At 56.8% G+C, this 23,243-nt stretch carries 24 protein-coding genes and 1 tRNA gene; 9 read left to right on the top strand and 16 right to left on the bottom strand.

Annotated features, from left to right (window positions below):
• Positions 1-59: 59 nt before the first annotated feature.
• The 11 genes from hisS to trmJ all read right to left on the bottom strand — a co-directional run bounded on the left by hisS (position 60) and on the right by trmJ (position 10,113).
• Positions 60-1,355 (bottom strand): histidine--tRNA ligase, encoded by a 1,296-nt coding sequence (gene hisS / locus ELY25_RS07530; RefSeq protein ID WP_126950650.1) that lies wholly within the window; start codon positions 1,353-1,355, stop codon positions 60-62.
• Between the two features lie 46 nt (positions 1,356-1,401).
• Positions 1,402-2,517: a flavodoxin-dependent (E)-4-hydroxy-3-methylbut-2-enyl-diphosphate synthase gene (ispG, locus tag ELY25_RS07525; RefSeq protein WP_126950649.1), complete on the bottom strand. Its 1,116-nt coding sequence runs from the start codon at positions 2,515-2,517 to the stop codon at positions 1,402-1,404.
• Positions 2,518-2,525: 8 nt separating this feature from the next.
• Entirely contained in the window at positions 2,526-3,485 is a 960-nt protein-coding gene (locus ELY25_RS07520) for a RodZ domain-containing protein (RefSeq protein ID WP_126950648.1), read from the bottom strand.
• Positions 3,486-3,525: 40 nt separating this feature from the next.
• Positions 3,526-4,260, bottom strand: a complete 735-nt coding sequence (gene pilW / locus ELY25_RS07515; RefSeq protein ID WP_126950647.1) for a type IV pilus biogenesis/stability protein PilW — start codon at positions 4,258-4,260, stop codon at positions 3,526-3,528.
• Positions 4,261-4,361: 101 nt separating this feature from the next.
• Positions 4,362-5,546 carry a dual-specificity RNA methyltransferase RlmN gene (gene rlmN / locus ELY25_RS07510; protein ID WP_126950646.1) on the bottom strand — a complete coding sequence of 395 codons (1,185 nt, stop codon included), beginning with the start codon at positions 5,544-5,546 and terminating at the stop codon, positions 4,362-4,364.
• A gap of 86 nt (positions 5,547-5,632) precedes the next feature.
• Positions 5,633-6,058, bottom strand: a complete 426-nt coding sequence (gene ndk / locus ELY25_RS07505; RefSeq protein ID WP_126950645.1) for a nucleoside-diphosphate kinase — start codon at positions 6,056-6,058, stop codon at positions 5,633-5,635.
• 185 nt (positions 6,059-6,243) lie between these two features.
• Positions 6,244-6,570 carry a HesB/IscA family protein gene (locus tag ELY25_RS07500; RefSeq protein ID WP_126950644.1) on the bottom strand — a complete coding sequence of 109 codons (327 nt, stop codon included), beginning with the start codon at positions 6,568-6,570 and terminating at the stop codon, positions 6,244-6,246.
• 32 nt (positions 6,571-6,602) lie between these two features.
• Positions 6,603-7,778 carry an aminotransferase class V-fold PLP-dependent enzyme gene (locus ELY25_RS07495; protein WP_126950643.1) on the bottom strand — a complete coding sequence of 392 codons (1,176 nt, stop codon included), beginning with the start codon at positions 7,776-7,778 and terminating at the stop codon, positions 6,603-6,605.
• A gap of 54 nt (positions 7,779-7,832) precedes the next feature.
• Positions 7,833-8,300 (bottom strand): Fe-S cluster assembly transcriptional regulator IscR, encoded by a 468-nt coding sequence (iscR, locus tag ELY25_RS07490; RefSeq protein ID WP_126950642.1) that lies wholly within the window; start codon positions 8,298-8,300, stop codon positions 7,833-7,835.
• A gap of 78 nt (positions 8,301-8,378) precedes the next feature.
• Positions 8,379-9,254: a serine O-acetyltransferase gene (gene cysE, locus ELY25_RS07485; protein WP_236995672.1), complete on the bottom strand. Its 876-nt coding sequence runs from the start codon at positions 9,252-9,254 to the stop codon at positions 8,379-8,381.
• Between the two features lie 121 nt (positions 9,255-9,375).
• Positions 9,376-10,113: a tRNA (cytosine(32)/uridine(32)-2'-O)-methyltransferase TrmJ gene (gene trmJ / locus ELY25_RS07480; protein ID WP_126950641.1), complete on the bottom strand. Its 738-nt coding sequence runs from the start codon at positions 10,111-10,113 to the stop codon at positions 9,376-9,378.
• 143 nt (positions 10,114-10,256) lie between these two features.
• Between trmJ and ELY25_RS07475 the strand changes: the two genes are divergently transcribed.
• Positions 10,257-11,051 (top strand): inositol monophosphatase family protein, encoded by a 795-nt coding sequence (locus ELY25_RS07475; RefSeq protein WP_126950640.1) that lies wholly within the window; start codon positions 10,257-10,259, stop codon positions 11,049-11,051.
• A gap of 133 nt (positions 11,052-11,184) precedes the next feature.
• Here ELY25_RS07475 and secF read toward each other — a convergent pair whose 3' ends face one another.
• From secF to queA, 5 genes are all read right to left on the bottom strand, one after another.
• Positions 11,185-12,111: a protein translocase subunit SecF gene (gene secF / locus ELY25_RS07470; protein WP_126950639.1), complete on the bottom strand. Its 927-nt coding sequence runs from the start codon at positions 12,109-12,111 to the stop codon at positions 11,185-11,187.
• 78 nt (positions 12,112-12,189) lie between these two features.
• Positions 12,190-14,043 carry a protein translocase subunit SecD gene (secD, locus tag ELY25_RS07465; RefSeq protein ID WP_126950638.1) on the bottom strand — a complete coding sequence of 618 codons (1,854 nt, stop codon included), beginning with the start codon at positions 14,041-14,043 and terminating at the stop codon, positions 12,190-12,192.
• 133 nt (positions 14,044-14,176) lie between these two features.
• Positions 14,177-14,503, bottom strand: coding sequence for a preprotein translocase subunit YajC (yajC, locus tag ELY25_RS07460; protein WP_018918121.1), 327 nt, complete (start codon positions 14,501-14,503; stop codon positions 14,177-14,179).
• Positions 14,504-14,615: 112 nt separating this feature from the next.
• Positions 14,616-15,734: a tRNA guanosine(34) transglycosylase Tgt gene (gene tgt / locus ELY25_RS07455; protein ID WP_126950637.1), complete on the bottom strand. Its 1,119-nt coding sequence runs from the start codon at positions 15,732-15,734 to the stop codon at positions 14,616-14,618.
• 73 nt (positions 15,735-15,807) lie between these two features.
• Positions 15,808-16,839, bottom strand: coding sequence for a tRNA preQ1(34) S-adenosylmethionine ribosyltransferase-isomerase QueA (queA, locus tag ELY25_RS07450; RefSeq protein ID WP_126950636.1), 1,032 nt, complete (start codon positions 16,837-16,839; stop codon positions 15,808-15,810).
• A 113-nt stretch (positions 16,840-16,952) separates the two neighbouring features.
• Here queA and ELY25_RS07445 point away from each other — a divergent pair.
• The 8 genes from ELY25_RS07445 (at position 16,953) to ELY25_RS07410 (ending at position 23,228) form a co-directional block, all read left to right on the top strand.
• Positions 16,953-17,039: transfer RNA gene (locus ELY25_RS07445), tRNA-Leu, on the top strand.
• A 219-nt stretch (positions 17,040-17,258) separates the two neighbouring features.
• Positions 17,259-17,849: an exopolysaccharide biosynthesis protein gene (locus ELY25_RS07440; protein ID WP_126950635.1), complete on the top strand. Its 591-nt coding sequence runs from the start codon at positions 17,259-17,261 to the stop codon at positions 17,847-17,849.
• 117 nt (positions 17,850-17,966) lie between these two features.
• Entirely contained in the window at positions 17,967-18,734 is a 768-nt protein-coding gene (locus tag ELY25_RS07435; RefSeq protein WP_126950634.1) for a helix-turn-helix transcriptional regulator, read from the top strand.
• Between the two features lie 142 nt (positions 18,735-18,876).
• Complete coding sequence (locus ELY25_RS07430) at positions 18,877-19,233, top strand: RidA family protein (protein ID WP_126950633.1); 357 nt, start codon at positions 18,877-18,879, stop codon at positions 19,231-19,233.
• Between the two features lies 1 nt (position 19,234).
• Positions 19,235-20,170 (top strand): bifunctional Delta(1)-pyrroline-2-carboxylate/Delta(1)-piperideine-2-carboxylate reductase, encoded by a 936-nt coding sequence (gene lhpI, locus ELY25_RS07425; RefSeq protein WP_126950632.1) that lies wholly within the window; start codon positions 19,235-19,237, stop codon positions 20,168-20,170.
• Between the two features lie 110 nt (positions 20,171-20,280).
• Positions 20,281-21,354, top strand: coding sequence for a TRAP transporter substrate-binding protein DctP (gene dctP / locus ELY25_RS07420; protein ID WP_126950631.1), 1,074 nt, complete (start codon positions 20,281-20,283; stop codon positions 21,352-21,354).
• A 57-nt stretch (positions 21,355-21,411) separates the two neighbouring features.
• A complete protein-coding gene (locus ELY25_RS07415; RefSeq protein WP_126950630.1) occupies positions 21,412-21,957 on the top strand; it encodes a TRAP transporter small permease in 546 nt (181 codons plus the stop codon).
• Positions 21,954-23,228: a TRAP transporter large permease gene (locus ELY25_RS07410; RefSeq protein WP_126950629.1), complete on the top strand. Its 1,275-nt coding sequence runs from the start codon at positions 21,954-21,956 to the stop codon at positions 23,226-23,228. Before ELY25_RS07415 ends, ELY25_RS07410 begins: the two co-directional genes overlap by 4 nt.
• Positions 23,229-23,243: the final 15 nt, after the last annotated feature.

The following is a 23,243-nucleotide window of genomic DNA, read 5'->3' as shown; positions in this document are numbered from 1 at the left end:
AATCGCCGCTATCTAGCGACGATAAGTGATTGGTAGGCGCAAGCGCCGGTTCGTTTGACCTAGCGGGCCAGCAGTTCGCCAAGCGCTGAAGAGAGCGCTGCCTGGCTTACTCGCTGCTGCTCGCGGTCGTCGCGCAGGAACTTGAGCGTTGCCATCTGCTCGGCCAGCTCATCTTCGCCCAGCAAAATAGCAAGGGTCGCTGCGCTCTTGTCGGCCTTTTTCATGCGGCTTTTAAAACTGCCGCCGCCGCAGTGCAGTTGAAGGCGCAGGTCAGGAAGCTCGCTGCGCAGCTGCTCGGCGAGCGTGAGCGCGGTAACGGTTGCGCTGTCATCCATGGGCACAAGATAGACGTCACAGCCGCCCAGAGCCTCTTCAGGTACCAGATCCAGCGTTTCCAGCAGCAAAATCAGCCGTTCGATACCCATCGCAAACCCGACCGCCGGGGTTGGCTTGCCACCCAGCTGTTCCACCATGCCGTCATAACGGCCACCGGCACATACCGTGCCCTGACTGCCCAAGGCCGAGGTGGTCCATTCAAATACCGTGCGACAGTAATAGTCGAGCCCACGTACCAGGCGAGGGTTGATCACAAAGGGGATGCCCGCCGCATCCAGCATGGCTTTCAGCTGCTCAAAATGCTCGCGAGACTCGTCATCCAGATGATCCATCAACTGCGGTGCGCCATTGAGCATATCGGCCATGGCCGGATTTTTGGAATCCAGAATGCGCAGCGGGTTGCTGATCAGGCGGCGCTGGGAATCCTCATCGAGAACTTCGCGGTGCTGTTCGAAGTAGGCCACCAGCTTTTCACGGTAGGCAAGACGTGCCTCCGCTGAGCCCAGCGAGTTCAGTTCAAGGGTTACATGCTCAAACAGGCCAAGCTCTTTCCATAGACGTGCAGAAATCAAGATGACTTCAGCGTCGATGTCCGGGCCTTCAAAGCCGTAAGTTTCCACGCCCACCTGGTGAAACTGGCGATAACGACCTTTTTGCGGGCGTTCATGACGAAACATCGGGCCCTGGTACCAAAGCCGCTGGGTCTGGTTGTGCAGCAGGCCATGTTCCATCGCCGCGCGTACACAGCTGGCGGTACCTTCAGGGCGCAGGGTCAGGCTGTCGCCATTACGATCATCAAAGGTGTACATCTCTTTTTCGACGATATCGGTCACTTCGCCGATCGAGCGAGCAAACAGGGCGGTTTGCTCGACGATCGGGGTGCGAATTTCGTCAAAGCCATAGCGCTGCATCAACTGGCGCACCTTGGCCTCAAAAAATTGCCAGCGAGGGCTATCGCTGGGCAACAGGTCGTTCATTCCACGGATGGCTTGAATCTTTTTAGCGGCGGACTTGCTCAATGAAAACTCCTTGTTCTGCATCCTGGCTGATGCGCTGTCCCGGCGATCAAATGCTGCGGGCAATCATGTCATCTTCTTGCTGCTGTTTCTGGCGCACTTTTTCGCGGATTAGCCGCTCCAAGTCATCCACTAAGTGATCATTGTTCAATTTGCTGGCGGGCTTACCATCGATATACACCAGGTTGGCAGGGCTGCCGCCTGTCAGGCCGATATCGGTTTCCTTGGCTTCACCTGGCCCGTTGACCACACAGCCGATGACCGAGACATCCAGCGGCGTCATCACATCTTCCAGGCGCTCTTCAAGCTGGTTCATGGTGCTGATAACGTCAAAATTCTGCCGTGAGCAGCTGGGGCAGGCGATGAAGTTGATGCCTTTGGCGCGCAGCTTAAGGCTTTTGAGCATGTCAAAGCCGACCTTGATCTCCTCGACCGGGTCAGCGGCAAGCGACACGCGAATGGTATCGCCAATACCGTCCATCAGAAGCATGCCCAGGCCGATGGAGGATTTGACGGTACCTGAACGCAGCCCGCCGGCTTCCGTAATGCCCAGGTGAAGCGGCTGCTCGATACGGGTGGCTAGGTCGCGATAGGCGGCCACGGCCATAAACACGTCAGAGGCTTTAACACTGACCTTGAACTCTTGAAAGTCGAGTCGGTCCAGGTGGTCGATATGGCGCATGGCCGACTCCACCAGTGCGGCAGGCGTGGGCTCGCCATACTTTTTCTGAAGATCTTTTTCCAACGAACCGGCGTTCACGCCAATGCGGATAGGAATACCGTTATCGCGCGCCGCGCTCACCACCGCGCGTACGCGGTCTTCACGGCCAATATTGCCGGGGTTGATGCGCAGGCAGTCAACGCCGAGCTCGGCCACACGCAGGGCGATCTTGTAATCGAAGTGGATGTCTGCAACGAGCGGCACGTCCACCAGCTTCTTGATCTTGCCAAAGGCGTCGGCGGCGTCCATATCGGGCACGGACACGCGCACGATATCAGCACCGGCCTTTTCCAGCTGCTGGATCTGCGCCACGGTAGCCGCCACATCCAGCGTGTTGGTGTTGGTCATGCTCTGTACGGAAATAGGCGCATTTCCGCCTACCGCGACCTTGCCTACATGAATTTGGCGAGACAGACGGCGTTTTATCGGAGAAGGGGCGTGCATAAGACGGGTCACTCTCCCAGAGTAAATCGGGCTACATTATTGGCGCCTGCGCGTTCTACAAGATTGACCTGCTCACCTTGATAACGCAGCACAACGCCAGTGGCGTTTCCTACGGTTAAACGAAACGGCGGCTCACCTTCCACTGTGGCAGTGGTGCCCGGCATTTGTAAGCCAACAAAGACACGCTGGTTGTTGGCATCGAAAATTTCAGTCCATGACTGCTCGTTGAACGTAAGCTCCAGCCGGTTGGTGCTGCCTGCAGGCGCTGGCTCTTCGGCAGCTTCGCCGGAGATATTCGCCGCCAAATCCAAGGCAGCGACATCGTTTACAGTCGCGGTTTGCTCAGTCTCGGCAGGCGCGGCTTGGCTTTCGGTTGTCTCCGCGGCATCAGCTTCCTCGTCAGGCTGCGTTAAGCGCGCGCCTGGCTGCTCTGAGGAGAGCGCCGGTGTGGTAGGAGGGGCCGGCTCGGCACCTTCCTGAGCACCTGGAGGCAGTTCGTTATTCTCTTCCATGGCCGGGGATTCATCGAAGCTGGGCGGTTCGCTGCCCCCCCGGCTTTGCCACCACATCACCGTCACGCCGATCAAGCCTGCAATGACTAGTACCGTCATCAATCTGAAGAGCCAGACACCAAGCTTTGATGGCGGGCGGTTGACGGAAACCGGCGCCACTTTACGCTCGGCATCTGCCGCGCCAAAGCGCTCCTGATAGCTGTCTAGAACCAGGCGATCATCCAGACCCAGGTATCTGGCGTAGGCACGCAGATAACCCCGACGATAAGCCGCGACCGGAATCTCGTCGTAGCGGTCCTGCTCAAGACCTTCGACCACTGCAGGGCGTAAATTGAGTGCACGGGCAGCTTCACCCAGCGGTACACCTAGCTGTTCACGCTGGCGTAAGAGAAGCTCCCCAGGAGAGGCGTTGATACGAGAAGAAGTAGCGCTATCTTGAAACTGTGTGTCGCTCATGGCTGAGCATCCTTAAATAATTGGGTGATCAGGGCATCAATTAATAAGTGCTAAGCTTGCGCTGGTAATCGGCAGCCGCGGCGTCATCGCCTTCGGCGCGGGCGATATCAATCGCCATTTCCAACGCAACCTGGTCGGGACCTGCCAGCTGTAGATAAGTGTGCAGCGGTGGCCAGGCATCCGTGTAATTGCCCTGCAAAACTTCCAGTTCGGCTAACGTTAAATATCCGCGTGTATGGCGCGGGTCGATACGCTGCGCGCGGGTTAAATAGCCGCGCGCCTTATCAAATTCTTCCAGTGCCAGATAACATTGGCCCAAGTTGGTAAAGAGTTGGGCGCGGTTGGCGTACTGGGGATCTTCTGAAGCACTTTCCAGCTGTTTACAGGCGGCGTCTATCTGCCCCTGCTGATACAAAAAGGCCGCGTAATTGTTACGCGCCCGAGTAAAAGTAGGTTCGGCGTCGATGGCCTGTTGAAAATACGTGTCGGCAAGTTCAACGTCGCCTTGCTGCTGATAGACCAGCGCCATGGCCTGGAGCGCTTGCGCATGACGTGGGTCGATCTCCAATGCGCGCTCAAGAGCGCTACGTGCCCGGGGCAGGTTGGCTTGTTCAAGGTACGCGACCCCTAGCTGGGTATAAGCGTCCTTGGCATCATTATTTGCCTGGGTGGGCGAAGAACTGGATGTGGCACAGCCGGCAAGCCACACACTGCTAAACAGCACAGCGAGCATGGGCACCCTGAATGGGTTAAAGCGCCTGCAGTGACAGATCATGTTTGCCCTCATGGTGTAAGTTGCCAACTATCCGCGAACACGGCAAATAAAAACGTGACCATCAAAGCGCCGTGCTCGCCGGAAGTCAAGATAAGCACTGTTTAGTCAGCATCCAACTGCACGGATTGGATATAGCGTGCACTGCGTTTCGTGCGGTCTTTTACGCGGCCAACCAGCTGGCCACAGGCCGCGTCAATGTCATCACCACGAGTGACGCGTACCGTGGCGTTATATTCCAGGTCGTAAAGCCACTGCTGAAAACGCATTACCTGATTGCGTGAGGGTTTCTCGTAACCTGAGTTCGGGAACGGGTTAAACGGTATCAGATTGATCTTGCAGGGCAACTCTTTGAGCAAGGCAGCTAGCTGCTCGGCATGCTCCTGCTGGTCGTTTACATCCTTGATCAAGGTGTACTCGATGGTGACCTGGCGATTGTCCGGGCATTTGGACAAATAGCGGTGGCACGCATCCAGCAACGCCTGGATGTTGTACTTGCGATTGATCGGCACTAATTCGTTGCGCAGCTCGTCGGTTGAGGCGTGCAGTGAAATGGCCAGGCTAACGTCAATTTCGTCGCCCAGTTTGTCGATCATGGGCACAACGCCGGAGGTCGACAGCGTGACACGGCGCTTGGAAAGCCCGTAGCCGTTGTCGTCCAACATCAGCTTCATGGCGGGGAGCACGTTGTCAAAATTGAGCAGCGGTTCACCCATGCCCATCATGACCACATTGGTCACGGGGCGGTTTGCGGTATCGCGACGCGGGCCTACGCTTCGTTGAGCAACCCATACCTGGCCGATGATTTCTGCGGCGGTCAGGTTACGCTGAAAACCCTGTTTACCGGTCGAGCAGAAGCTGCAGTCCAGTGAACAGCCCACCTGTGAAGACACGCACAGGGTACGGCGTTTACCGTTTTCAGCCGGGATCAGCACCGTTTCGACGTAGCTTCCGTCTTCAACTTCAAGCACCCATTTGCGCGTGCCATCACTTGAGGTGCCTTCATACACCACGCCTGGGCCACGGATCTCGGCTACCTGGGCAAGTTTGTCGCGCAAGGGTTTCGACAGGTTGGTCATGACGGAAAAATCGTCGCTGCCTTCCTGGTGAATCCACTTCATCAGTTGGGCGGCGCGAAATTTCTTTTCGCCAATCGACAAAAAGAACGCTTCCATCTGTTCGCGGGACATGCCAAGCAGGTTCTGGCGCGCAGGCGCCTTTTCGACCGGCGTTGTGCTGTCAGGTGAAGAGTGGGAGGCAGGCGTATGTTGGGCTACGGTGGTGGTCATGGCGGTCAGCGTTCTAGAGAAGAGGCGGGGACTAAAGCCCCCGCGAAAATGGCCGGCAACGAACGTTGAAACGGCGGCGCTAGTAATTAGCGCGGGCAGATTTCGTCGTTACCGAAGAAGTAGCTGATTTCACGCTCAGCGCTTTCTGCAGAATCAGAACCATGGACAGCGTTAGCGTCGATTGTTTCCGCAAAGTCAGCACGGATAGTGCCGGGTGCCGCTTCTTTCGGATTGGTCGCGCCCATCAGGTCGCGGTTTTTGGCAATCGCGCCTTCGCCTTCCAGCACCTGTACAACAACCGGGCCAGAAGTCATGAAGCCTACGAGATCTTTGAAGAACGGACGCTCTTTGTGCTCTGCGTAGAAACCACCCGCTTTCTCTTCAGAAAGCTGAACCATTTTGGCGGCAACCACTTGCAGACCCGCTTTTTCAAAACGAGCGATGATGTCGCCGATCGCATTTTTGGCAACGGCATCGGGCTTGATGATGGAAAGAGTGCGTTCAGTAGCCATGTAAAGATCTCCTTAAAAGGGGATAAAGCAGAAATTGCCGCCCTGGCAAGCCGGGGCGGCGAAGGAAAAGCGTTTCGGCATGTGGCGATAACTTTGCAACACAACGTTACCGGTTGCCGAGTGGGCGCGATTATAGCGCTTCACGCGGGGGTTGAATACCGGTGATGCGCAGAGGGGCATGCGGATTAGACCGTAAAGCTTTCACCACAACCGCACTGGTCCTTGACGTTGGGGTTGTTGAACTTGAAAAAGCGGTTCAAACCTTCGCTTACGTAATCCACTTCGCTGCCGTCGAGCATCTCAAGCGCGTCAGGGGCCACGTAAACGCTGGCGCCGTGGTCTTCGAAGCGAATTTCTTCGTCGCTGACCTCGTCGGCAAAATCCAGTACGTAGCTGTAGCCCGAGCAGCCGCTGGGCTTGACCGACACACGCAGGCCCAGGCCCTGGCCGCGCTCATCAAGCACGAGACGGATCTGTTGTGCGGCAGCCGGGGTGATGTTGAGTGTTGCCATAAGGCGTCCTCCTGATAAAAAGCGCCAGCCGCTTAGCGTGGCGGTGTGCGCAAACCCGTTACCGCATGGCGGATAAGGGTCAGCGCGTGATCAATATCGTCTTCGCTGGTAAAGCGCCCGAAACTAAAGCGTAGCGAGGATAGCGCCAGGGCGCGCGGAACGCCGACGCCCAGCAGTACATAAGAGGGGTCAACGCTTGCCGAGTTGCAGGCCGAACCGGTGGAAACCGCGACATCACGTAGCGCCATCAATAGCGACTCGCCGTCAATTCCTTCAAACGCCAGGTTCAGAATGTTCGGCACTGCCCCGTCAAGTGGGGTATTGGCTACCACGCCGTCAAGCTCGCCAAGCCCTCTCAAAAAGCGTTTCTGCAAACCGGCAATATGCGCCTGATCTTCTGCATGTTGCTGCTGCATCAGCGCAAACGCTTCGCCCATGCCAGCAATTTGATGGGTCGGCAGGGTGCCGGAACGCATGCCGCGCTCGTGCCCGCCGCCGTGAATCAGCGCCTCCAGGCGGATATCCGGGTGGCGCTTGACGTAAAGCGCGCCCACGCCTTTCGGGCCGTAGGACTTATGCGCGGAAAGCGACATCAAATCGATTCCCAGAGCGGCCACGTCGAGAGGAATTCGCCCCACCGCCTGAGCGGCATCCGTGTGAAAGACCGCGCCAAATTCGTGGGCTACTTCAGCAAGCGCGGCAACATCGTTAATGCTGCCCAGTTCGTTATTCACCGCCATCAGCGAAACCAGCGCAGTATCATCTCGCATGGCGGCACGCAGCTGCTCTGGCGTGGTGCGACCATCCTCACCCGGCGTTAACCAGGTGACCTCAAAGCCTTCGCTTTCAAGCGCTTTAGCGGTATCCACAATCGCCTTGTGCTCAATGATCGAGGTCACCAGGTGCATACCGCGCTCGCGATTGGCGCGCATATAGCCAATCAGCGCGAGGTTGTCGGCTTCTGTTGCACCACTGGTCCAGACGATTTCACGTGGATCGGCGCCAATGGTGTCAGCCACCTGGCGGCGCGCCTGCTCGACGGCCTGTTCGGCCTGCCAACCCAGCATATGGCTGCGCGAGGCAGGGTTGGCAAACAGCTGATCCACCGTCAGATAACGCTGCATAACGTCAGCCACACGGGTATCTACCGGCGTGGTAGCGGCGTAATCCAGATAAATAGGTAGTGAGGGCGTAGAGGTCGTAGTCATGAAAAGCCGCTTAATTCAAATGCGCCTGGGTGGTCGTCGTCACACTCAGACGCATTACGGTGATGAGGCAAGAATGCCTGCTTCAACGCGATTTCTTTGCCGCGTAGCAATACGTAGAACATCGGGGCGCTGCATCAATTGGGCAAGGGTAACGTCATCAAGAAAATGCCGAATCTGGCCAGATAGTTCACACCAGAGATGATGGGTCAGGCACGTGCTACCCTGCTGGCAATCGGATAACCCCTGGCAACGCGTGGCATCTACCGTTTCATCTACCGCATCGATCACCTGGGAAACGCTGATTTCACCCGCCGGGCGGGCCAGCAAGTAACCACCGCCCGGGCCGCGAACGCTCTGCACCAGCCCCGAGCGGCGTAACCGGGAGAACAGCTGCTCAAGGTAGGAGAGCGAAATCTCCTGACGCTTTGAAATGTCCCCAAGGCAGGTAGGCCCGTACTGACCGTTCAAGGCCAGATCAAGCATGGCGGTAACAGCGTAACGCCCTTTGGTAGTTAAACGCATGACAGGCACCTCGACGCTGAGCGTTCAGCGTGCTCCCGGCAAATGTGCTGCCATTATGGGAAAACCTGAGTAGTTTGGTCAACCTTTACCCGGTGGCCGGGTGCCATCCACCGTGCCAGCCGTAGGTGTGTCGGTAGCGGCGAGCGGTTCGCCAGGCCCTGCGCAGCCGGTGTCGTTTTCATCCAGAATGCCGGCGAAGTCCTCATCGCGCAGCTCCGGAAGGCGCCCCTCACGGTAGCTGGCATCCAGCTTGCGAAGTGTTGAACACATCCGCTCGATGCGCTCGTCCACGGCGTGCATGTGGTCGAGCATCGCCTGCATGGAACGGGCGACCGGATCGGGCATGTCCTGGCTGACGCCATAGGCATCGAAGCCAAACTTCTGACAAATGGCCTCACGACGAGCCGGGTCGACATCCAGCGCTTCTTCAACGTCGGGGTCGGCGCGTTTAACAATCTTGCCGGGAATGCCCACGACCGTAGCGCCCGGCGGCACTTCCTTGGTGACGACTGCGTTCGAACCGATTTTAGCGCCTGCACCCACGGTAAAGGGGCCGAGAATTTTAGCGCCGGCGCCTACAATCACGCCATTCTCAAGGGTAGGGTGACGCTTGCCCTTGTTCCAGCTGGTGCCGCCGAGTGTCACGCCCTGGTACAGCGTCACGTTGTCTCCCACCGTGGCTGTTTCTCCGATCACAACCCCCATGCCGTGGTCGATAAAAAAGCGCCGGCCGATCGTGGCCCCTGGGTGGATCTCGATGCCGGTCAGCCAGCGCGAAAACGTTGACAGCGTGCGGGCCAGCCATTTCAGGTTTTTGTTCCACAGCCAGTGACCACAACGGTGAATCAACAGCGCGTGAAGACCGGGGTAGTTGGTCAGTACCTCTAGAAAATTGCGGGCCGCCGGGTCGCGGTCAAATACGCTGTTAATGTCTTCACGTAGGCGTTGAAACATGAGTGGTCCTTGATCAGGGCAGGCGCGCGGTCATTTAAGGCATCGTTAGCAGGGTAGCGAGATTGGGGCGTTGACCCGTAACTTCAAGTTTACGCTTTCCCTGGCTATTTGCCGGTGTCGGTTATGGCTTGCCTGCCGCTTTTTCAGTGGCGGATAAAATGCCGCGTAAAATGTTCATTTCCATTTTTTCCGGGCGGGCACGCAAATAGAGCCTGCGCAGCCGCGCCATCAGCTGGCGAGGCTGGGAAGGGTCGTGAAACTCGATAGCAATCAGGGTGCGCTCGAGATGCTCAAAGTAGCGCTCAAGCTCCTCGTGAGTAACTAGCTCATCATCGGCGACAGGCGCAGGAGTTACGTCTTGCTGGCTTAGCCAGGCCATGCGGCATTCATAGGCCAACACCTGTACCGCAGCGGCCAGGTTGAGCGAACTGAAATCTGCGTTGGTGGGAATATGCACATGGGCATGGCAGCGCTGAAGCTCGGCGTTGGTCAGGCCGCTATCTTCCCGGCCAAATACCAGCGCCACACGTGAAGCGGCCGCCTGACATTCGCTTGGCAGGCGATCCGCCAATTCGCGAGGGGTCAGCATGGGCCAGGGCAGGGTGCGGGAGCGGGCGCTGGCGCCAACGGCCAGCGTGCAATCGGAGACGGCTTCTTCAAGCGTTGCGTAGACGCTTGCCTGGTGCAACAGATGATCAGCGCCGGACGCGCGGGAGATGCTGTCCTGGGTAATTACCTCACAGCGAGGGGCGACCAGCGCTAGATCGGCCAGGCCCATGTTGTGCATGGCGCGGGCGACGCCGCCGATATTGCCGGGATGGCTGGTGCCGATTAAAACGATACGAATGCGCTCAAGCATGATAATAGGCTCGGTGATCAAAAGCAGAAAACGGGCAGTTTAGCACGAGTCGATAGCGTGCCCGAGAGGGGTCTGCTAGAATTGCGCGCCATAGGCAGTCCTGCGCCTAACGTTCTTTAACATCACTGTGACAAGGCCCGATCATGAATCCGATGGTCCAATTTACGCTGCGCGCGGCGCGCAGCGCGGTTGAACAATTTCAACGTGTTCGTGAGCGTATCGAAAACGCCCATGAAGAATCCAATCTTGACCGCCTGCTTGAAGATACGGCGCGCAAGGCCGAAGCGACAATTGTGCATCAGTTGGAGCGCGGCTATCCCCAGCACGGTGTTACCGGTCGCTACACGCCTCACAAGGCTGGCGAAGGCGAAGGAGAAGAGATCGTCTGGAAGATTGAACCCATGCATGGCTACTCCAATCTGGCGGTAGCGGGTAAAGGCTTTGCTCTCTCAGTGGTGTGTCTTATCAAAGGCCGCCCGGAACACGCGGTGGTTATCGCCCCCTTTGGCGATGATGAATACATTGCCAGCCGCGGCCGTGGCGCCCAGCACAATGGCAAGCGTATGCGGGTCAGCAAACCCACCGCGATTACTGGCACACGCCTGGCTATGAGCCTTCCTGAAGCGTGGCTGCGTCCTAGTCATCTGCCTGCCTACCTTACCGTCACCCAACAGCTTGCCCCGCAGGTAGAAACCCTGGTGGCGACCGGCTGTGGCCTGCTGGACATGTGCGAACTGGCGGCTGGCCGTGTCGACAGCGCGTTCGTGATGGGCATGGAAGAGCAGGACATGCAGGTAGGTACCCTGTTCTTGAAAGAAGCCGGTGCACTTATGGGCACGCCCGATGGCCAGCCAAGCGTCAAGGTGGAAGGGCAGTTGATGGCCGCCGGGCCGCGCCTTTACAAGGCCATGATCAAGCAGCTGGCACCGCATTTTTGATGAGTAGAATAGCCAGTGGTAAATAGTGAATGGTAAGTGGTCGGTAACGAATAGCTGCTTGTCATTTGCGTATTAAAAAGGCCCTGCCGGGTTGTCCCGGCAGGGCCTTTTTGCGTTATACAAGAACTACTCGTTAGGGCAGCTCTTCTTCCTCTTCATCAATGGCTTTCTTGGTGGGGATCAGGTCCTCACGCGAAAGCTTGAGCGGCAGCAGCAGCGCGCCCGAGATGTAGATGGAGGAGAACGTGCCCACGCCGATGCCAATCAACAGGGCAATCGCAAAGTTCTCGATCATATCGCCGCCCAGCAAGAGCAGGGCAATCAGTACCAGCATGGTGGTGCCGGAGGTTGCCAGCGTACGTGACAGCGTGGCGTTGATCGCTTCGTTGAAGATTTGCGGCATATCGTCGATACGCGAAGTGCGGATGGTTTCACGAATACGGTCATAGACGACGATTGTGTCGTTCAACGAGTAGCCAATAACCGCCAGAATGGCCGCCAGTACGGTCAGATCGAACTCAAGCTGGAACAGCGCAAAGATGCCCACCACGATGATCACATCGTGAAGCAGGGCGACGAGCGCTCCGATGGCAAACTTGTACTGGAAGCGGAAGGCGACATACAGCATCACTACGCCAAGCGCGACCAGCAGGCCCAGGCCGCTTTGGTCGCGCAGCTGATCGCCTACCTGGGCGCCGACAAACTCGGCGCGTACCAGGTTGACGCTCTCACCGCTGGTGCGCAGCAGGTTGACGACATCGCTGCCGACATCCGGGTCGAACGCCTGCTGCAGGCGGATAAGCACCTCAGTGGATGCACCGAAGGTCTGTACCGAGACATCTCTAAAGCCACTTTCTACCATCAGCTGGCGAATGGCATCCAGCGAGGGCGCCGTGGCGTAGCGCACTTCAATCAGCGTGCCGCCGGTGAAGTCGAGCCCCAGGTTAAGCTGTTGGAACACGATAGCGCCAATCGACACAATCAGCATTAAAGCAGAGACGATAAACGCAAGCTTACGCCGTCCCATAAAGTCGATTTGCAGGTGTGATAGGGGTTTCATTGCCACCTCTTGAATTCGGGGCTGAGCGCATGATTCAAACGCATGTTCTTTAAATTCATATCCTTTAAGTCCATGCTCTTAAATCCAAAGCTTTTTGACGGGCTTACTGCCGTAGGTCAGGTTGACCATAGCGCGCGTCACCATCAGCGCGGTGAACATTGACGTCAAAATGCCGATAGAAAGCGTGACGGCAAAGCCTTTCACCGGGCCGGTACCAATCGAAAATAGGATAACCGCCACCAGCAGCGTGGTGATGTTGGCATCCACAATCGAGGTAAAGGCGCGCTCGTAGCCTGCGTGAATCGCCTGCTGAATCGACAGACCGTTACGCAGTTCTTCGCGTATGCGCTCGAATATCAGCACGTTGGCATCCACCGCCATCCCCAGCGTCAGCACGATACCGGCTATACCCGGCAGTGTCAGCGTGGCACCCAGCATCGACATCACTGCGACCAGCAGCGTCAGGTTCAGAGCCAGCGCAACATTGGCGAATATGCCAAACACCTTGTAGCGGATAAGCATGAACAGCACGACCAGCAGCAGGCCGATCTGTACCGACATCAGGCCGCGCTCGATGTTTTCCGCCCCCAGGCTTGGGCCGATGGTGCGTTCCTGCACGAAGTAGATCGGGGCGGCAAGCGAACCCGAGCGCAGCAGCAGGGCAAGCTCGGCGGCTTCAGTCGGGGAGTCCAGGCCGGTAATCCGGAAGCTGTTACCCAGTGCGCTTTGAATGGTGGCCAGGCTAATCAGGCCGCGCTCCACGTAAGGCTCGCGCACAATGGTTTCTTCACCGGTATCCGGATCAACCACCACCGTGTCTTCGCTCTTGTGCTCGATAAACAACACCGCCATGTTGCGCCCGATATTGGTGCGCGTGGCGCGGTTCATCAGCGTACCGCCAGTGCCGTCCAGGTTGATGTTGACCTGTGGGCGACCGTTTTCATCAAAGCTGTTGCTAGCGCTGGAAACGCTATCGCCGGTAATAATGACATCGCGCATCAGCTCGGCAGAACGCACGGGATCATTACGGAAAACGTGAGTTTCCGTTTCAGCAGTCGGCGTGTCGTTACGCGCTTCCAGGCGGAACTCAAGATTCGCGGTAGCGCCCACGATCCGCTTGGCGGCAACGGTATCCTGAACGCCGGGCAGTTCCACCACAATCTGGCTTGGCCCCTGGCGCTGCACCATCGGCTCGGCCACGCCCAGCTCGTTCACTCGGTTACGTAGGGTGGTCAAGTTCTGGTTGATGGCGTAGTCCTGAATCTCGTTGACGGTCTGATCGCTCAGCGTCATCACAAGGCTTGAGGAGCGGTCACTGCCTTCGCTGGTGAACTCGAAGTTAGGGAAATCACGGCTGATCAGGCGGCGAGCGCTGTCGCGGTCTTCGGAACTTGCGAAATCGATCGAGAGGGTACGGCCTTCAACCTCGGTGTTGCGGTAGCGGATACGCTCGCTGCGCAACAGTTCGCGCATGGCGCTGGCATTGACTTCCAGGCGCTGGGTCAGCGCTGCGTCCATATCCACTTCCAGCAGAAAGTGAACGCCACCGCGCAGATCAAGGCCCAGTGTCATGGGGGAGGCCGAAAATGCCTGCAGCCAGCCGGGGGTAGCTTCGGCAAGGTTGAGCGCCACCGTGGCGTCGCCACCCAGCTGTTCATCAGCAATGTCGCGGGCGCTTAACTGATCTTCGTCGTTGCGCAGGCGAATCAGCCACTGGCCGTTTTCCTGCTCGGAGGCTTTGACGGCGATGCCGTTTTCTTCAAGTGCGCTTTCAACGCGTTGGATTTGACGCAACTCCAGCGTGTCACCCTGGGCGCTGCTTAGCTGAATAGCGGGATCTTCGGGGAATAAGTTGGGAAGCGAATAGATAAGGCCAACCACCAGGACGACCAGTATCAGCAGATACTTCCACAGGGGGTAACGGTTGAGCATGCAAGCCCTGCCTTCAATTACAAACGGAATTGCTGTGCATGGAGATTCCATGCACAGCAAAATTTACCATCGTATCTACCATGGCACCCCTGCCGGGGTGGCTGGCACTGAATCGGCAGGGATGTTTTAAGCGTTAGATGGACTTAATAGTGCCCTTCGGCAGCACGGCGGCAACGGCGTTCTTCTGCACGTTTACTTCGGTGCCTTCAGATACTTCAAGGGTCAGGAACTCATCGCTGACTTTAGTGACGCGACCTACCAGGCCACCGCCAATCACGACTTCATCGCCTTTATCCAGGCTGGTGACCAGCTGTTTGTGCTGCTTTGCACGCTTGGCTTGGGGACGCCACAGCAGGAAATAGAAAATCAGCACGAAGCCGACCAGCATGACGATTTGCGCGATGCCACCGCCAGCTGCCGCTTCTTGGGCGTGGGCTGGTGAGATGAAGAAATCCAGCATTGCAGAGAACTCCTAGGTTAAGACCCTAATGGGTAAAAGGGTTAGAGAAGGTGCTGATCAACTAATACGTTAATCAGCACCTCCTTGGCTCATCCGCCAAAGCGGGTGAACTCTATTCGGCCAGGGGAGGCACCGGCAGGCCGCGCCGGGCATAGAAGCCTTCCACAAAGGTCGTCAATGTACCCGCTTCGATTGCCGCGCGCAAATCAGCCATTACACGCTGGTAGTAGCGCAGGTTATGGATGGTATTGAGCATCGAACCCAGCATTTCGTTGCAGCGGTCCAGATGGTGCAAATAGCCGCGTGAGAAATTCTTGCAGGTGTAGCAGTCGCACTCCGCTTCAAGCGGGCTTGTGTCGTGGCGATGCTTGGCGTTGCGAATCTTGACCGTGCCATCGGCGGTAAACAGGTGGCCGTTACGCGCGTTACGGGTCGGCATCACACAGTCGAACATATCCACCCCGCGGCGTACGCCTTCCACCAGGTCTTCAGGCTTGCCCACGCCCATCAAGTAGCGCGGGGTATCCTCCGGCATCCAGGTGGGCAGATAGTCGAGCACTTTGATCATCTCTTCCTTGGGCTCGCCCACGGAAAGCCCGCCAATCGCCAGGCCGTCAAAGCCGATCTCCAAAAGCCCCTTGAGCGAGCGCTCGCGAAGCTCGGGGTGCATGCCGCCCTGAATGATGCCGAAAAGTGCTGAAGGCGAATCGCCATGGGCGTCGCGTGAACGCTTGGCCCAGCGCAGCGACAGCTCCATGGATTTCTCGGCTTCCTCGAAAGTAGCCGGATAGGGCGTGCACTCGTCAAAGATCATCACTACATCAGAGCCCAGCGAGCGCTGCACGGCCATGGACTCTTCCGGGCCCATGAAGACCTTGCTGCCATCCACCGGCGAGCGGAAATGCACGCCCTGCTCGGTGATCTTGCGCATCTCGCCGAGCGAGAATACCTGGAAGCCGCCGGAATCGGTCAGGATCGGCTTGTCCCATTGGGCGAAATCATGCAGGTCTCCGTGGGCTTCAATTACCTCGGTACCCGGACGTAGCCACAGGTGGAAGGTATTGCCCAGAATGATTTCGGCGCCGATCTCCTTGATGGATTCCGGTGTCATGCCTTTTACCGTGCCATAAGTGCCGACCGGCATGAAGGCTGGCGTTTCGACCGTGCCGCGGGGGAAATGGAGGCGACCGCGCCGAGCGCGGCCATCGTCGGCCAGGCGTTCAAAGCGCATAAAGCATTCGTTTCGCATTGTGGTAACTCGTCAAATAATCATCGGTAAAACGCTAAGGGCAACGGCAAGGCGCTTAGCGGGTAAGCAGCATGGCATCGCCGTAGCTAAAGAAGGCGTAGCACTCATCAACCGCTTTTTGATAGGCGTTCATCATGGTGTCGTAACCGGCAAAGGCGGACACCAGCATTAGCAGGGTCGATTCCGGCAAATGGAAGTTGGTAATCAATGCATCCACACAGTGCCACTCGTAGCCGGGATAGATGAAGATATCCGTATCCCCGCTGTAGGGCGCGATTTGCCCGTCGCTACTTTTCTGGCAGGCACTTTCCAGGCAGCGAACGCTGGTGGTGCCTACGGCAATTACCCGCTTGCCCGCAGTTTGTGTTTCGCGCACCTGCTGACAGGTGGCTTCTGACACCTCAATCCACTCGCTGTGCATATGGTGCTCAAGAATGTTATCCACCCGCACCGGCTGAAAGGTGCCCGCGCCCACGTGCAAAGTGACAAACGCGCTGTTGATGCCTTTTTCGGCCAGTGCATCCAGAAGCGGTTGGTCGAAGTGCAGCCCCGCGGTGGGCGCAGCAACGGCACCGTCCCTGCGGGCGTAGACGGTTTGATAGCGTTCGCGGTCGCTGAGTTCGTCTTCGCGGGTAATATAGGGCGGCAGCGGCATGTGGCCGTGCTGCTCTAATAGCGCAATCATGGGCGTATCGCCCAGAAAGCGCAGCTCAAACAGCGCGTCGCGACGGCCTTCCACTACGGCGTGAATATCACCTTCAAAGATCAGCTCGGTGCCGGGCTTGGGCGATTTACTGGAGCGGATATGCGCCAGGCCCCGGTGGCTATCCAGAGGGCGCTCGAGCAGCATTTCCACTTTGCCGCCGCTGGCCTTGTGGCCGTGCAGGCGGGCAGGGATCACTCGGGTATCGTTGAACACCAGCAAATCGCCAGGCTCCAGCAGCTCAAGCAGATCAGGAAAACGGCGATGCTCAAGCGCGCCGCTCTGGCCATCCACGCACAGCAAACGGCAGTCGCTGCGCTGCTCAGAAGGGTAGCGAGCAATCAGCTCATCGGGTAGCTCGAAATAAAAGTCCGCGCGCTGCATGGAAGTGGCTCTTTTCGGTGGTCAAACAGGCGGCATAGGATACCCCCTTCGCTGGACAAAGTCAGTCAATGTGATTGACCTATTGGGTTATCTACGTATAATGCGCATCCATTGCCGGTGTGGCGGAATTGGTAGACGCAGCGGATTCAAAATCCGCCGCCTTTACGGGTGTGCCAGTTCGAGTCTGGCCACCGGCACCAAACTTTAGGGCTTAGCGTTTATCGCTAGGCCCTTTTTTGTTTTCGGCTTTCCAAAGCGTCAACGATCTTCACTAGTGCAGCCTCACTCTTAATACATTGATCTGGGCTACACTCGACCATGTTGGCACAGGTGTTTTAGGCGAATTCTCAGATGCCATGGATACCGTAGGTGCTTCACTCATTGTGTGAATGGCGCTATGGCTACCGGAGAGGTCGATAATGGCCGAAAACCCGACGCGGGCACTCAGCGAGGTGCTTGATCACCTTGAGCGCTCGGTTCAAGGCAAGCAAGTCAGCGTCGGATCGCTTGTGCACGAACTTGGCTCTCACTCCTTTGCATCACTGATGCTGATGTTCGCCCTTATTTCGACGTCTCCGGCAAGTTCGATACCGGGGGTCACCGCGATGGTTGCCGCTATCGAGTTCATCCTCGTCGCACAGATGATCTTGGGGCGGGATTGCCTTTGGCTGCCAAGCGTCGTTTCACGTAAAAACCTGTCGACCAGCAAACTCTGCAAAGGGATTAACTGGCTGCGTAAGCCGATTCATTTTGCTGAGCGTTTTCTCAAACCGCGTCTGGTGTTTTTCGTCAAGCCGCCTTGGTTGTATCTACCTCTCGCCGTTATTTTGGTCGTCACTCCCTTCATGCCGTTTATGGAAGTCATCCCCACCTCAGGTTCGATGGCTTCGGCCGCCATCGCCTGTTTAGCGGCAGGGCTCTTAACCAGGGATGGATTGCTCGCCATGATCTCTACGCTATTTCTGGCGGCGGTGCCTTTCGTGATCTGGTATGTGGGGTTTAGTGGTTAGGAAAAAACGGCCTCAATGACCCAGTGCGCCCGTTTAGCGCCATCTCCGCTGGCTCGCTTTTTCGCCGCGGGTCGTTTTATAGTGCGAAGACAGACTCCAATAAGAAAGGCTATTGCCATGACCCATTTTGAGCTGCAGAGCCGAAACCTGGCATCTGAGCATGTGGCTCACTCGCATGAATTTCATCAGCTGATTCTGGCAACCAGCGGGGTGACAGAGCTTGCCATGGAAGGGCAGGGGGAGCGTGTTACCGCACGCCGTGGCTGTTTGATTCCCTCTTCACGTCACCATGAATATGAAGGCGATGGCAGTAACCGCACGCTGGTGCTGGATATTCCGACTGCCCAATTAGCCAGTCTTGAAAAGGGCGATGATATCGAGCGGCTATTTGATAAACCACGCTTTTTTACCATCCCGCCGGCCTTAAACCAGCTTACCCACGCGCTAGCAAATCAGCTTGAGCAGTGCCCTGGGCTGCAAAATGAAATCGCCATTTTGCTACTGCGCGCGCTGACCATGTATTTGCAGGATGAACCTGCTTCAGCCGTTGCCCAGTTGGGCACGCGGTGTGTCAGTGAACGACTTGATCTGGAGCGCCTTGATGCCTGGCTGGACCAGCATCTAGCCGATGATATACGGGTCGAACAGCTGGCCGCCCTGTGTGCGCTGAGCCCTGGGCATTTTCACGCCTGCTTTCGCGAGCTGACCGGCGTTACGCCCTTGGCCTACGTGCAGCGGCGGCGTTTGGAGCATGCCCGCACCCTGGCAAGGCACAGCGTCTTGAGCCTGGGCCACATCTCGATGCTGGTGGGCTTTCGTGATCAAGGCAGCTTCTCGCGCGCTTATCGCCGCCACTTTGATATTGCCCCTTCATCAGACCGCTAGGCTTTCCCCTTCTTTTATCTCTTGTTGATCACTCTTTATGACTTACCTGATTTCTGGGCAAAACTGCCGGAGTTTGGGGCAAGCGAGTTACCTGGCAACATCGTAGTCTCAAGAGGAACCCATTATTCCTTGGAGAGAGCCTATGAGCGTTACTTATCAAGACAGCAATGCGCGTATGAGCCAGGTGGCTATCCATAACGGTACCGTGTACCTCGCAGGCCAGGTGCCGGGCGATGCCAGCGCCGATATGCGCGGCCAAACCGAGCAGGTGTTAACGCGTATCGATCAGCTGTTGGAGCAGGCGGGTACTTCTAAAGAGCATCTTATTTCAGCGCAAGTCTGGGTGACCAGTATGGCCGAGTTTGACCAGATGAACGCTGCCTGGGATGCCTGGGTTTTGCCAGGGCGCCCGCCAGTACGTGCCGCGCTTGAAGCCAAGCTTGCCAAGCCTGAATGGAAAGTCGAGATCATGGTGGTCGCCGCACTGCCGGAGGCTTGATATGCGGATTGTTTCTGCCGAAGAGGTAGCTCACCACCTCACGTGGGAAGGGGTGATCAGTCGGTTGCATACTACGTTTGTAAATGGCGTTGAGTCACCGCCGCGCCATCACCATGCCATGCACCGGCCTGATGGCGAAGCCACTATGCTGCTGATGCCCGCTTGGGAAGCGGCGGGCTATATCGGCGTTAAAATGGTTAATGTATTTCCACAAAACGCGGATCATGGCATCCCGGCTATTTCTGGGCTTTACCTGCTGAGTGAGGGGCAGCACGGTCAACCGTTGGCCTGTATTGATGGCAGCGAGCTGACCCGACGACGTACCGCGGCCGCCTCGGCATTAGCGGCTCAGGCGCTAGCCAATGAGTCAGCCGAAACATTGCTGGTGGTGGGTACTGGCAAGCTAGCGCCCATGGTGATTGAGGCGCACGCAAGCGTCAGACCTATTAAGCATGTGATGATTTGGGGGCGTAACGCAAGCAAAGCAGCCGCTATTGCGGATGCATACGCCACGCGTTTTACAACCGAGGTAGTCGAAGATTTGGCGTCGGCAGTGGCGGCGGCTGATATCGTCAGTTGCGTGACGCTTTCAACCCAGCCGCTGATTAAAGGCGAATGGCTAACCTCTGGCACACACCTGGATTTGATTGGCGCATTCCGACCACAAATGCGAGAAACCGATGCCGAGTGCCTGCGCCGCGCCGACGTGTTTGTCGATACTTATGCAGGTGCCCAAGGTGAAGCGGGCGATATTCTTCAGGCAATTGATGAAGGTGCCTTCCGCTTCGATGATATTAAGGCTGAATTAGCCGAGGTGCTCTCCGGTACTAAGCCAGGGCGTGCCTCAGAAGAGACTATCACCCTGTTTAAATCGGTGGGTGCATCGCTTGAAGACTTGGCAGCCGCTATTGAGGTCTGGGAGTCGCTGTCTCGCTAAGCGGGGCAAACAGAGGATGGCGAGCATAAATACAATCACGCCACTTCTATGTAAATAACTTAAAACGTCACTCATAACGAAGACCACTAATAATCAAAACGAGGTGTGTTATGAACGCTAATCAACCTTTGCTCTTGGCTACCTTGGCAGTGCTTCCGTTGGCGATTATCAGTGCCAATGCTCAGGCGCAATCCTATGAAATGGTGATCGGTACCCAACTGCCCGAAGACATGAGCAACAACGAAGTCTACCCGGCGCTGGTGCACTTTAAAAACCTGGTAGAAGCACGTACCGACGGCGATCTGGAAGTCTCCATTTTTGGTGGTGGGCAGTTGGGCTCTGAAGTGGAAAACGGCTCCGAAGTGCAGGGTGGCCGCACGCTTCAATCAACCATTATGTCAGCTGGCGCCATGTCCTCTTTTTATGGCGACTATCAAGCAGTCACCGCACCGTTTTTGTTTACCAGCTGGCGTCAGGCATGGACCTTTTTTGATAGCGAGTGGTTTGCCGACTTTATGTCCGGCACTATCGAAGAGGCCAATATGCGCTACCTGGGTACCTTCGACGATGGCGGCGGCTTTGTCGCGTTTACCAATAACGTCCGCTTAATCGAGACGCTTGAAGACCTTGAAGGTCTTAATATCCGTACCGAAGAGAACCCCGCTCACGTGGCCATTATGCGATCACTGGGCGCTTCCGCCACGCCTTTGCCCTGGGGCGAGTTGATTACCGCGCTGGAAACTGGGCTTGCCGACGGTCAGTTTAATGCCCCCGTTCTCAACACCACCTTTAATTTTGATGCGGTGACGGACTACACCACGCTCACCGGGCATGTGTATAACAGCGCCCCCTGGATGGTCAGTGAATCCTGGTATCAGTCGCTGCCAGAAACACATCAGCAGGCGTTGATAAGTTCTGCCCGCGAAGCGATTCAGCTTAGTCACGGTATGTCAGGAGCCTTGGCGACCACCAGTTGGGTGGAATCCTGCGAACGCTTTGAAGCTTGTTACCTGATGCCCGATGCCGAGCGCGAGCGAATGGCTGACATAGCCCGCCCGGCTTGGCAGGCGTGGATCGTTAACGACTTCGGCATGGATGAAACTCGTGTGCAGGGGCTGCTGGATGAAGTTGAGCGGGTAGGCCAGCAATTAGCAGATGATGACCTACGTATTTACGGGCAATAAAGTTTCGTGACGGATAAACGCTGGGGCAGTCGGTTTGCTCCAGCGTGAGGAATCATCATGGGCGTTTTACACCCGTTACGCCGCCTGAGCGATAGCGTTAACCAGGTGGCGATTGTGCTATGCGTTGGCTGCATTTTAGCCATGCTGGGCATCTCTTTTACCGCGTTTCTTTATAAGCTATTCACCGGCAGCACGCTGAGTTGGACCTACTCGCTGGCGCGGCTGTTTTTGCCGTGGATAGGCTTTCTCTCCATGACCATTTCGCTGCGCTATGGCGAACACGTGGCCATGACCCTGCTGGTACGCAGCCTGCCCAGAATAATGGTGCAAATAGCAGCGGGTCTCTGCCTGGCAGTGATTGGCCTGTTTGCGCTGATGTTGATTTGGTATGGCTGGGGTTATTTCACTAATGCGACTCAGGTGTACATGGTCTCCGATCAAATTCGCATTCCCAGTAAGTTCACCGCTGTGGTGGTGCCTATCAGTGGCGTCCTTATGCTTTTGCACTTGGTGCATGGCTTTGCCTTGTTAGAGCACTTTTTAGATGAGCGCGACATGATTGATGAGCTCATTGAAGCCAATGACGGGGAGCGCCGACCATGACGCCTGCGATTTTAGTATTCGGACTACTGTTGTTTATTGGTGCGCCGGTGGCGGTGGTCATGGCGATGTCGGGCTTGGCGGGTGGCTTTGCGCTGGGTGGCGAGCGCATGCTGGGGATAATTGCTGACCGTATGTTTTCCGGCGTTTCCGGCTTTCTGCTCATTGCCGTGCCCTACTTTATCTTTACCGCTGAACTGATGAATCAAGGCGGGCTAACCCATAAGCTGATCGCGTTTAACAATGCGCTGTTTGGCCGGGTGCGTGGATCGCTTTCCCACGTCAATATTTCAGTCTCGGTGTTTTTTGCAGGCCTGACGGGCGCCGCAGTGACCGATACCGTTGCCATCGGCAAAATTATGATCCCCGAGATGAAGAGGCAAGGCTACGACGCCGAGTATGCCGCGGCGGTTACCGCCTGCTCATCGATTATTGGGCCGATTATTCCTCCTAGTGTAGTGATGGTGGTTTACGCCACGCTGCTGCGCGATATATCGGTGATCGATCTGTTTGCGGGCGGCATTATTCCCGGCCTGCTGATGGCGTTGGCACTGCTTGGGGTGAGCTTTTTCCTGGCCTGGAAACGTGGTTACCCTAAACAGGCACCCACCCCTTTTAAAGCGGCGATAGTTGCGCTGCTGGTCGCGCTACCGGCGATGGTGGTGCCGTTGATTATTCTTGGCGGCATTCTTTCGGGCCTAACCACAATTACCGAGGCATCCGGCTTTGCGGCGGTGTATGCCATCGTGATTGGCGTGGTGTTCTACCGCAATCTTACTTGGCGCAAGATATGGGACGCCCTGGTGACCACGGTGCGCTTCTCCGGCGTGGTGTTTTTTCTACTCGCGACCTCGGCAGTGCTGGGCTGGTTCGTCACCCGCTCAGGGATTGCCAGAGACGCGGCCAGCATGATTACCACCTTTAGCGATGTGGCCTTTGTGCAGCTGATGCTGGTCTGCCTGCTACTCTTGTTGATTGGCACGGTAATGGATGTGCTGCCCGCGCTGGTAGTGATTGCCCCGGTGTTAGTACCTGCCATGATACAACTGGGGTTTGACCCCTTGCATTTCGCGATCCTAATGATCGTGGTACTCAATATCTCCAACGTGACGCCGCCGGTAGGCATGACCCTGATGACCGCCGCGCGAATAGCCGAAGTACCTTATGAGCGGGCCATTGTGGCGTCGCTGCCGTTTTACGTGTCGTTTATTGTGGTGATCGTGCTGCTTGCCGCTTTCCCAGCGCTATCTACCTGGATTCCTTCTTTACTCTAACGGGCTGCCAAGGAT

Origin of the sequence: Vreelandella populi (assembly GCF_003989825.1) — a bacterium.
GTDB classification, from domain to species: Bacteria; Pseudomonadota; Gammaproteobacteria; order Pseudomonadales; family Halomonadaceae; genus Vreelandella; species Vreelandella populi.
The sequence above is the reverse complement of the archived record's forward strand: the minus strand, read 5'-3'. Positions and strand labels throughout refer to the sequence as shown.

Bases quoted from the DNA above. Each gene is read 5' to 3' on its own strand.
- ndk (WP_126950645.1), bottom strand. From the start codon at position 6,058: ATGGCTACTGAACGCACTCTTTCCATCATCAAGCCCGATGCCGTTGCC.
- cysE (WP_236995672.1), bottom strand. From the start codon at position 9,254: ATGTTTCAACGCCTACGTGAAGACATTAACAGCGTATTTGACCGCGAC.
- ELY25_RS07410 (WP_126950629.1), top strand. From the start codon at position 21,954: ATGACGCCTGCGATTTTAGTATTCGGACTACTGTTGTTTATTGGTGCG.
- secF (WP_126950639.1), bottom strand. From the start codon at position 12,111: ATGAAACCCCTATCACACCTGCAAATCGACTTTATGGGACGGCGTAAG.
- ELY25_RS07415 (WP_126950630.1), top strand. From the start codon at position 21,412: ATGGGCGTTTTACACCCGTTACGCCGCCTGAGCGATAGCGTTAACCAG.
- lhpI (WP_126950632.1), top strand. From the start codon at position 19,235: ATGCGGATTGTTTCTGCCGAAGAGGTAGCTCACCACCTCACGTGGGAA.
- ELY25_RS07475 (WP_126950640.1), top strand. From the start codon at position 10,257: ATGAATCCGATGGTCCAATTTACGCTGCGCGCGGCGCGCAGCGCGGTT.
- ELY25_RS07495 (WP_126950643.1), bottom strand. From the start codon at position 7,778: ATGACTACGACCTCTACGCCCTCACTACCTATTTATCTGGATTACGCC.
- ELY25_RS07500 (WP_126950644.1), bottom strand. From the start codon at position 6,570: ATGGCAACACTCAACATCACCCCGGCTGCCGCACAACAGATCCGTCTC.
- iscR (WP_126950642.1), bottom strand. From the start codon at position 8,300: ATGCGTTTAACTACCAAAGGGCGTTACGCTGTTACCGCCATGCTTGAT.
- ELY25_RS07520 (WP_126950648.1), bottom strand. From the start codon at position 3,485: ATGAGCGACACACAGTTTCAAGATAGCGCTACTTCTTCTCGTATCAAC.
- ELY25_RS07440 (WP_126950635.1), top strand. From the start codon at position 17,259: ATGGCCGAAAACCCGACGCGGGCACTCAGCGAGGTGCTTGATCACCTT.
- ELY25_RS07430 (WP_126950633.1), top strand. From the start codon at position 18,877: ATGAGCGTTACTTATCAAGACAGCAATGCGCGTATGAGCCAGGTGGCT.
- pilW (WP_126950647.1), bottom strand. From the start codon at position 4,260: ATGATCTGTCACTGCAGGCGCTTTAACCCATTCAGGGTGCCCATGCTC.
- tgt (WP_126950637.1), bottom strand. From the start codon at position 15,734: ATGCGCTTTGAACGCCTGGCCGACGATGGCCGCGCTCGGCGCGGTCGC.
- secD (WP_126950638.1), bottom strand. From the start codon at position 14,043: ATGCTCAACCGTTACCCCCTGTGGAAGTATCTGCTGATACTGGTCGTC.
- yajC (WP_018918121.1), bottom strand. From the start codon at position 14,503: ATGCTGGATTTCTTCATCTCACCAGCCCACGCCCAAGAAGCGGCAGCT.
- rlmN (WP_126950646.1), bottom strand. From the start codon at position 5,546: ATGACCACCACCGTAGCCCAACATACGCCTGCCTCCCACTCTTCACCT.
- ispG (WP_126950649.1), bottom strand. From the start codon at position 2,517: ATGCACGCCCCTTCTCCGATAAAACGCCGTCTGTCTCGCCAAATTCAT.
- dctP (WP_126950631.1), top strand. From the start codon at position 20,281: ATGAACGCTAATCAACCTTTGCTCTTGGCTACCTTGGCAGTGCTTCCG.
- trmJ (WP_126950641.1), bottom strand. From the start codon at position 10,113: ATGCTTGAGCGCATTCGTATCGTTTTAATCGGCACCAGCCATCCCGGC.
- ELY25_RS07435 (WP_126950634.1), top strand. From the start codon at position 17,967: ATGACCCATTTTGAGCTGCAGAGCCGAAACCTGGCATCTGAGCATGTG.
- queA (WP_126950636.1), bottom strand. From the start codon at position 16,839: ATGCAGCGCGCGGACTTTTATTTCGAGCTACCCGATGAGCTGATTGCT.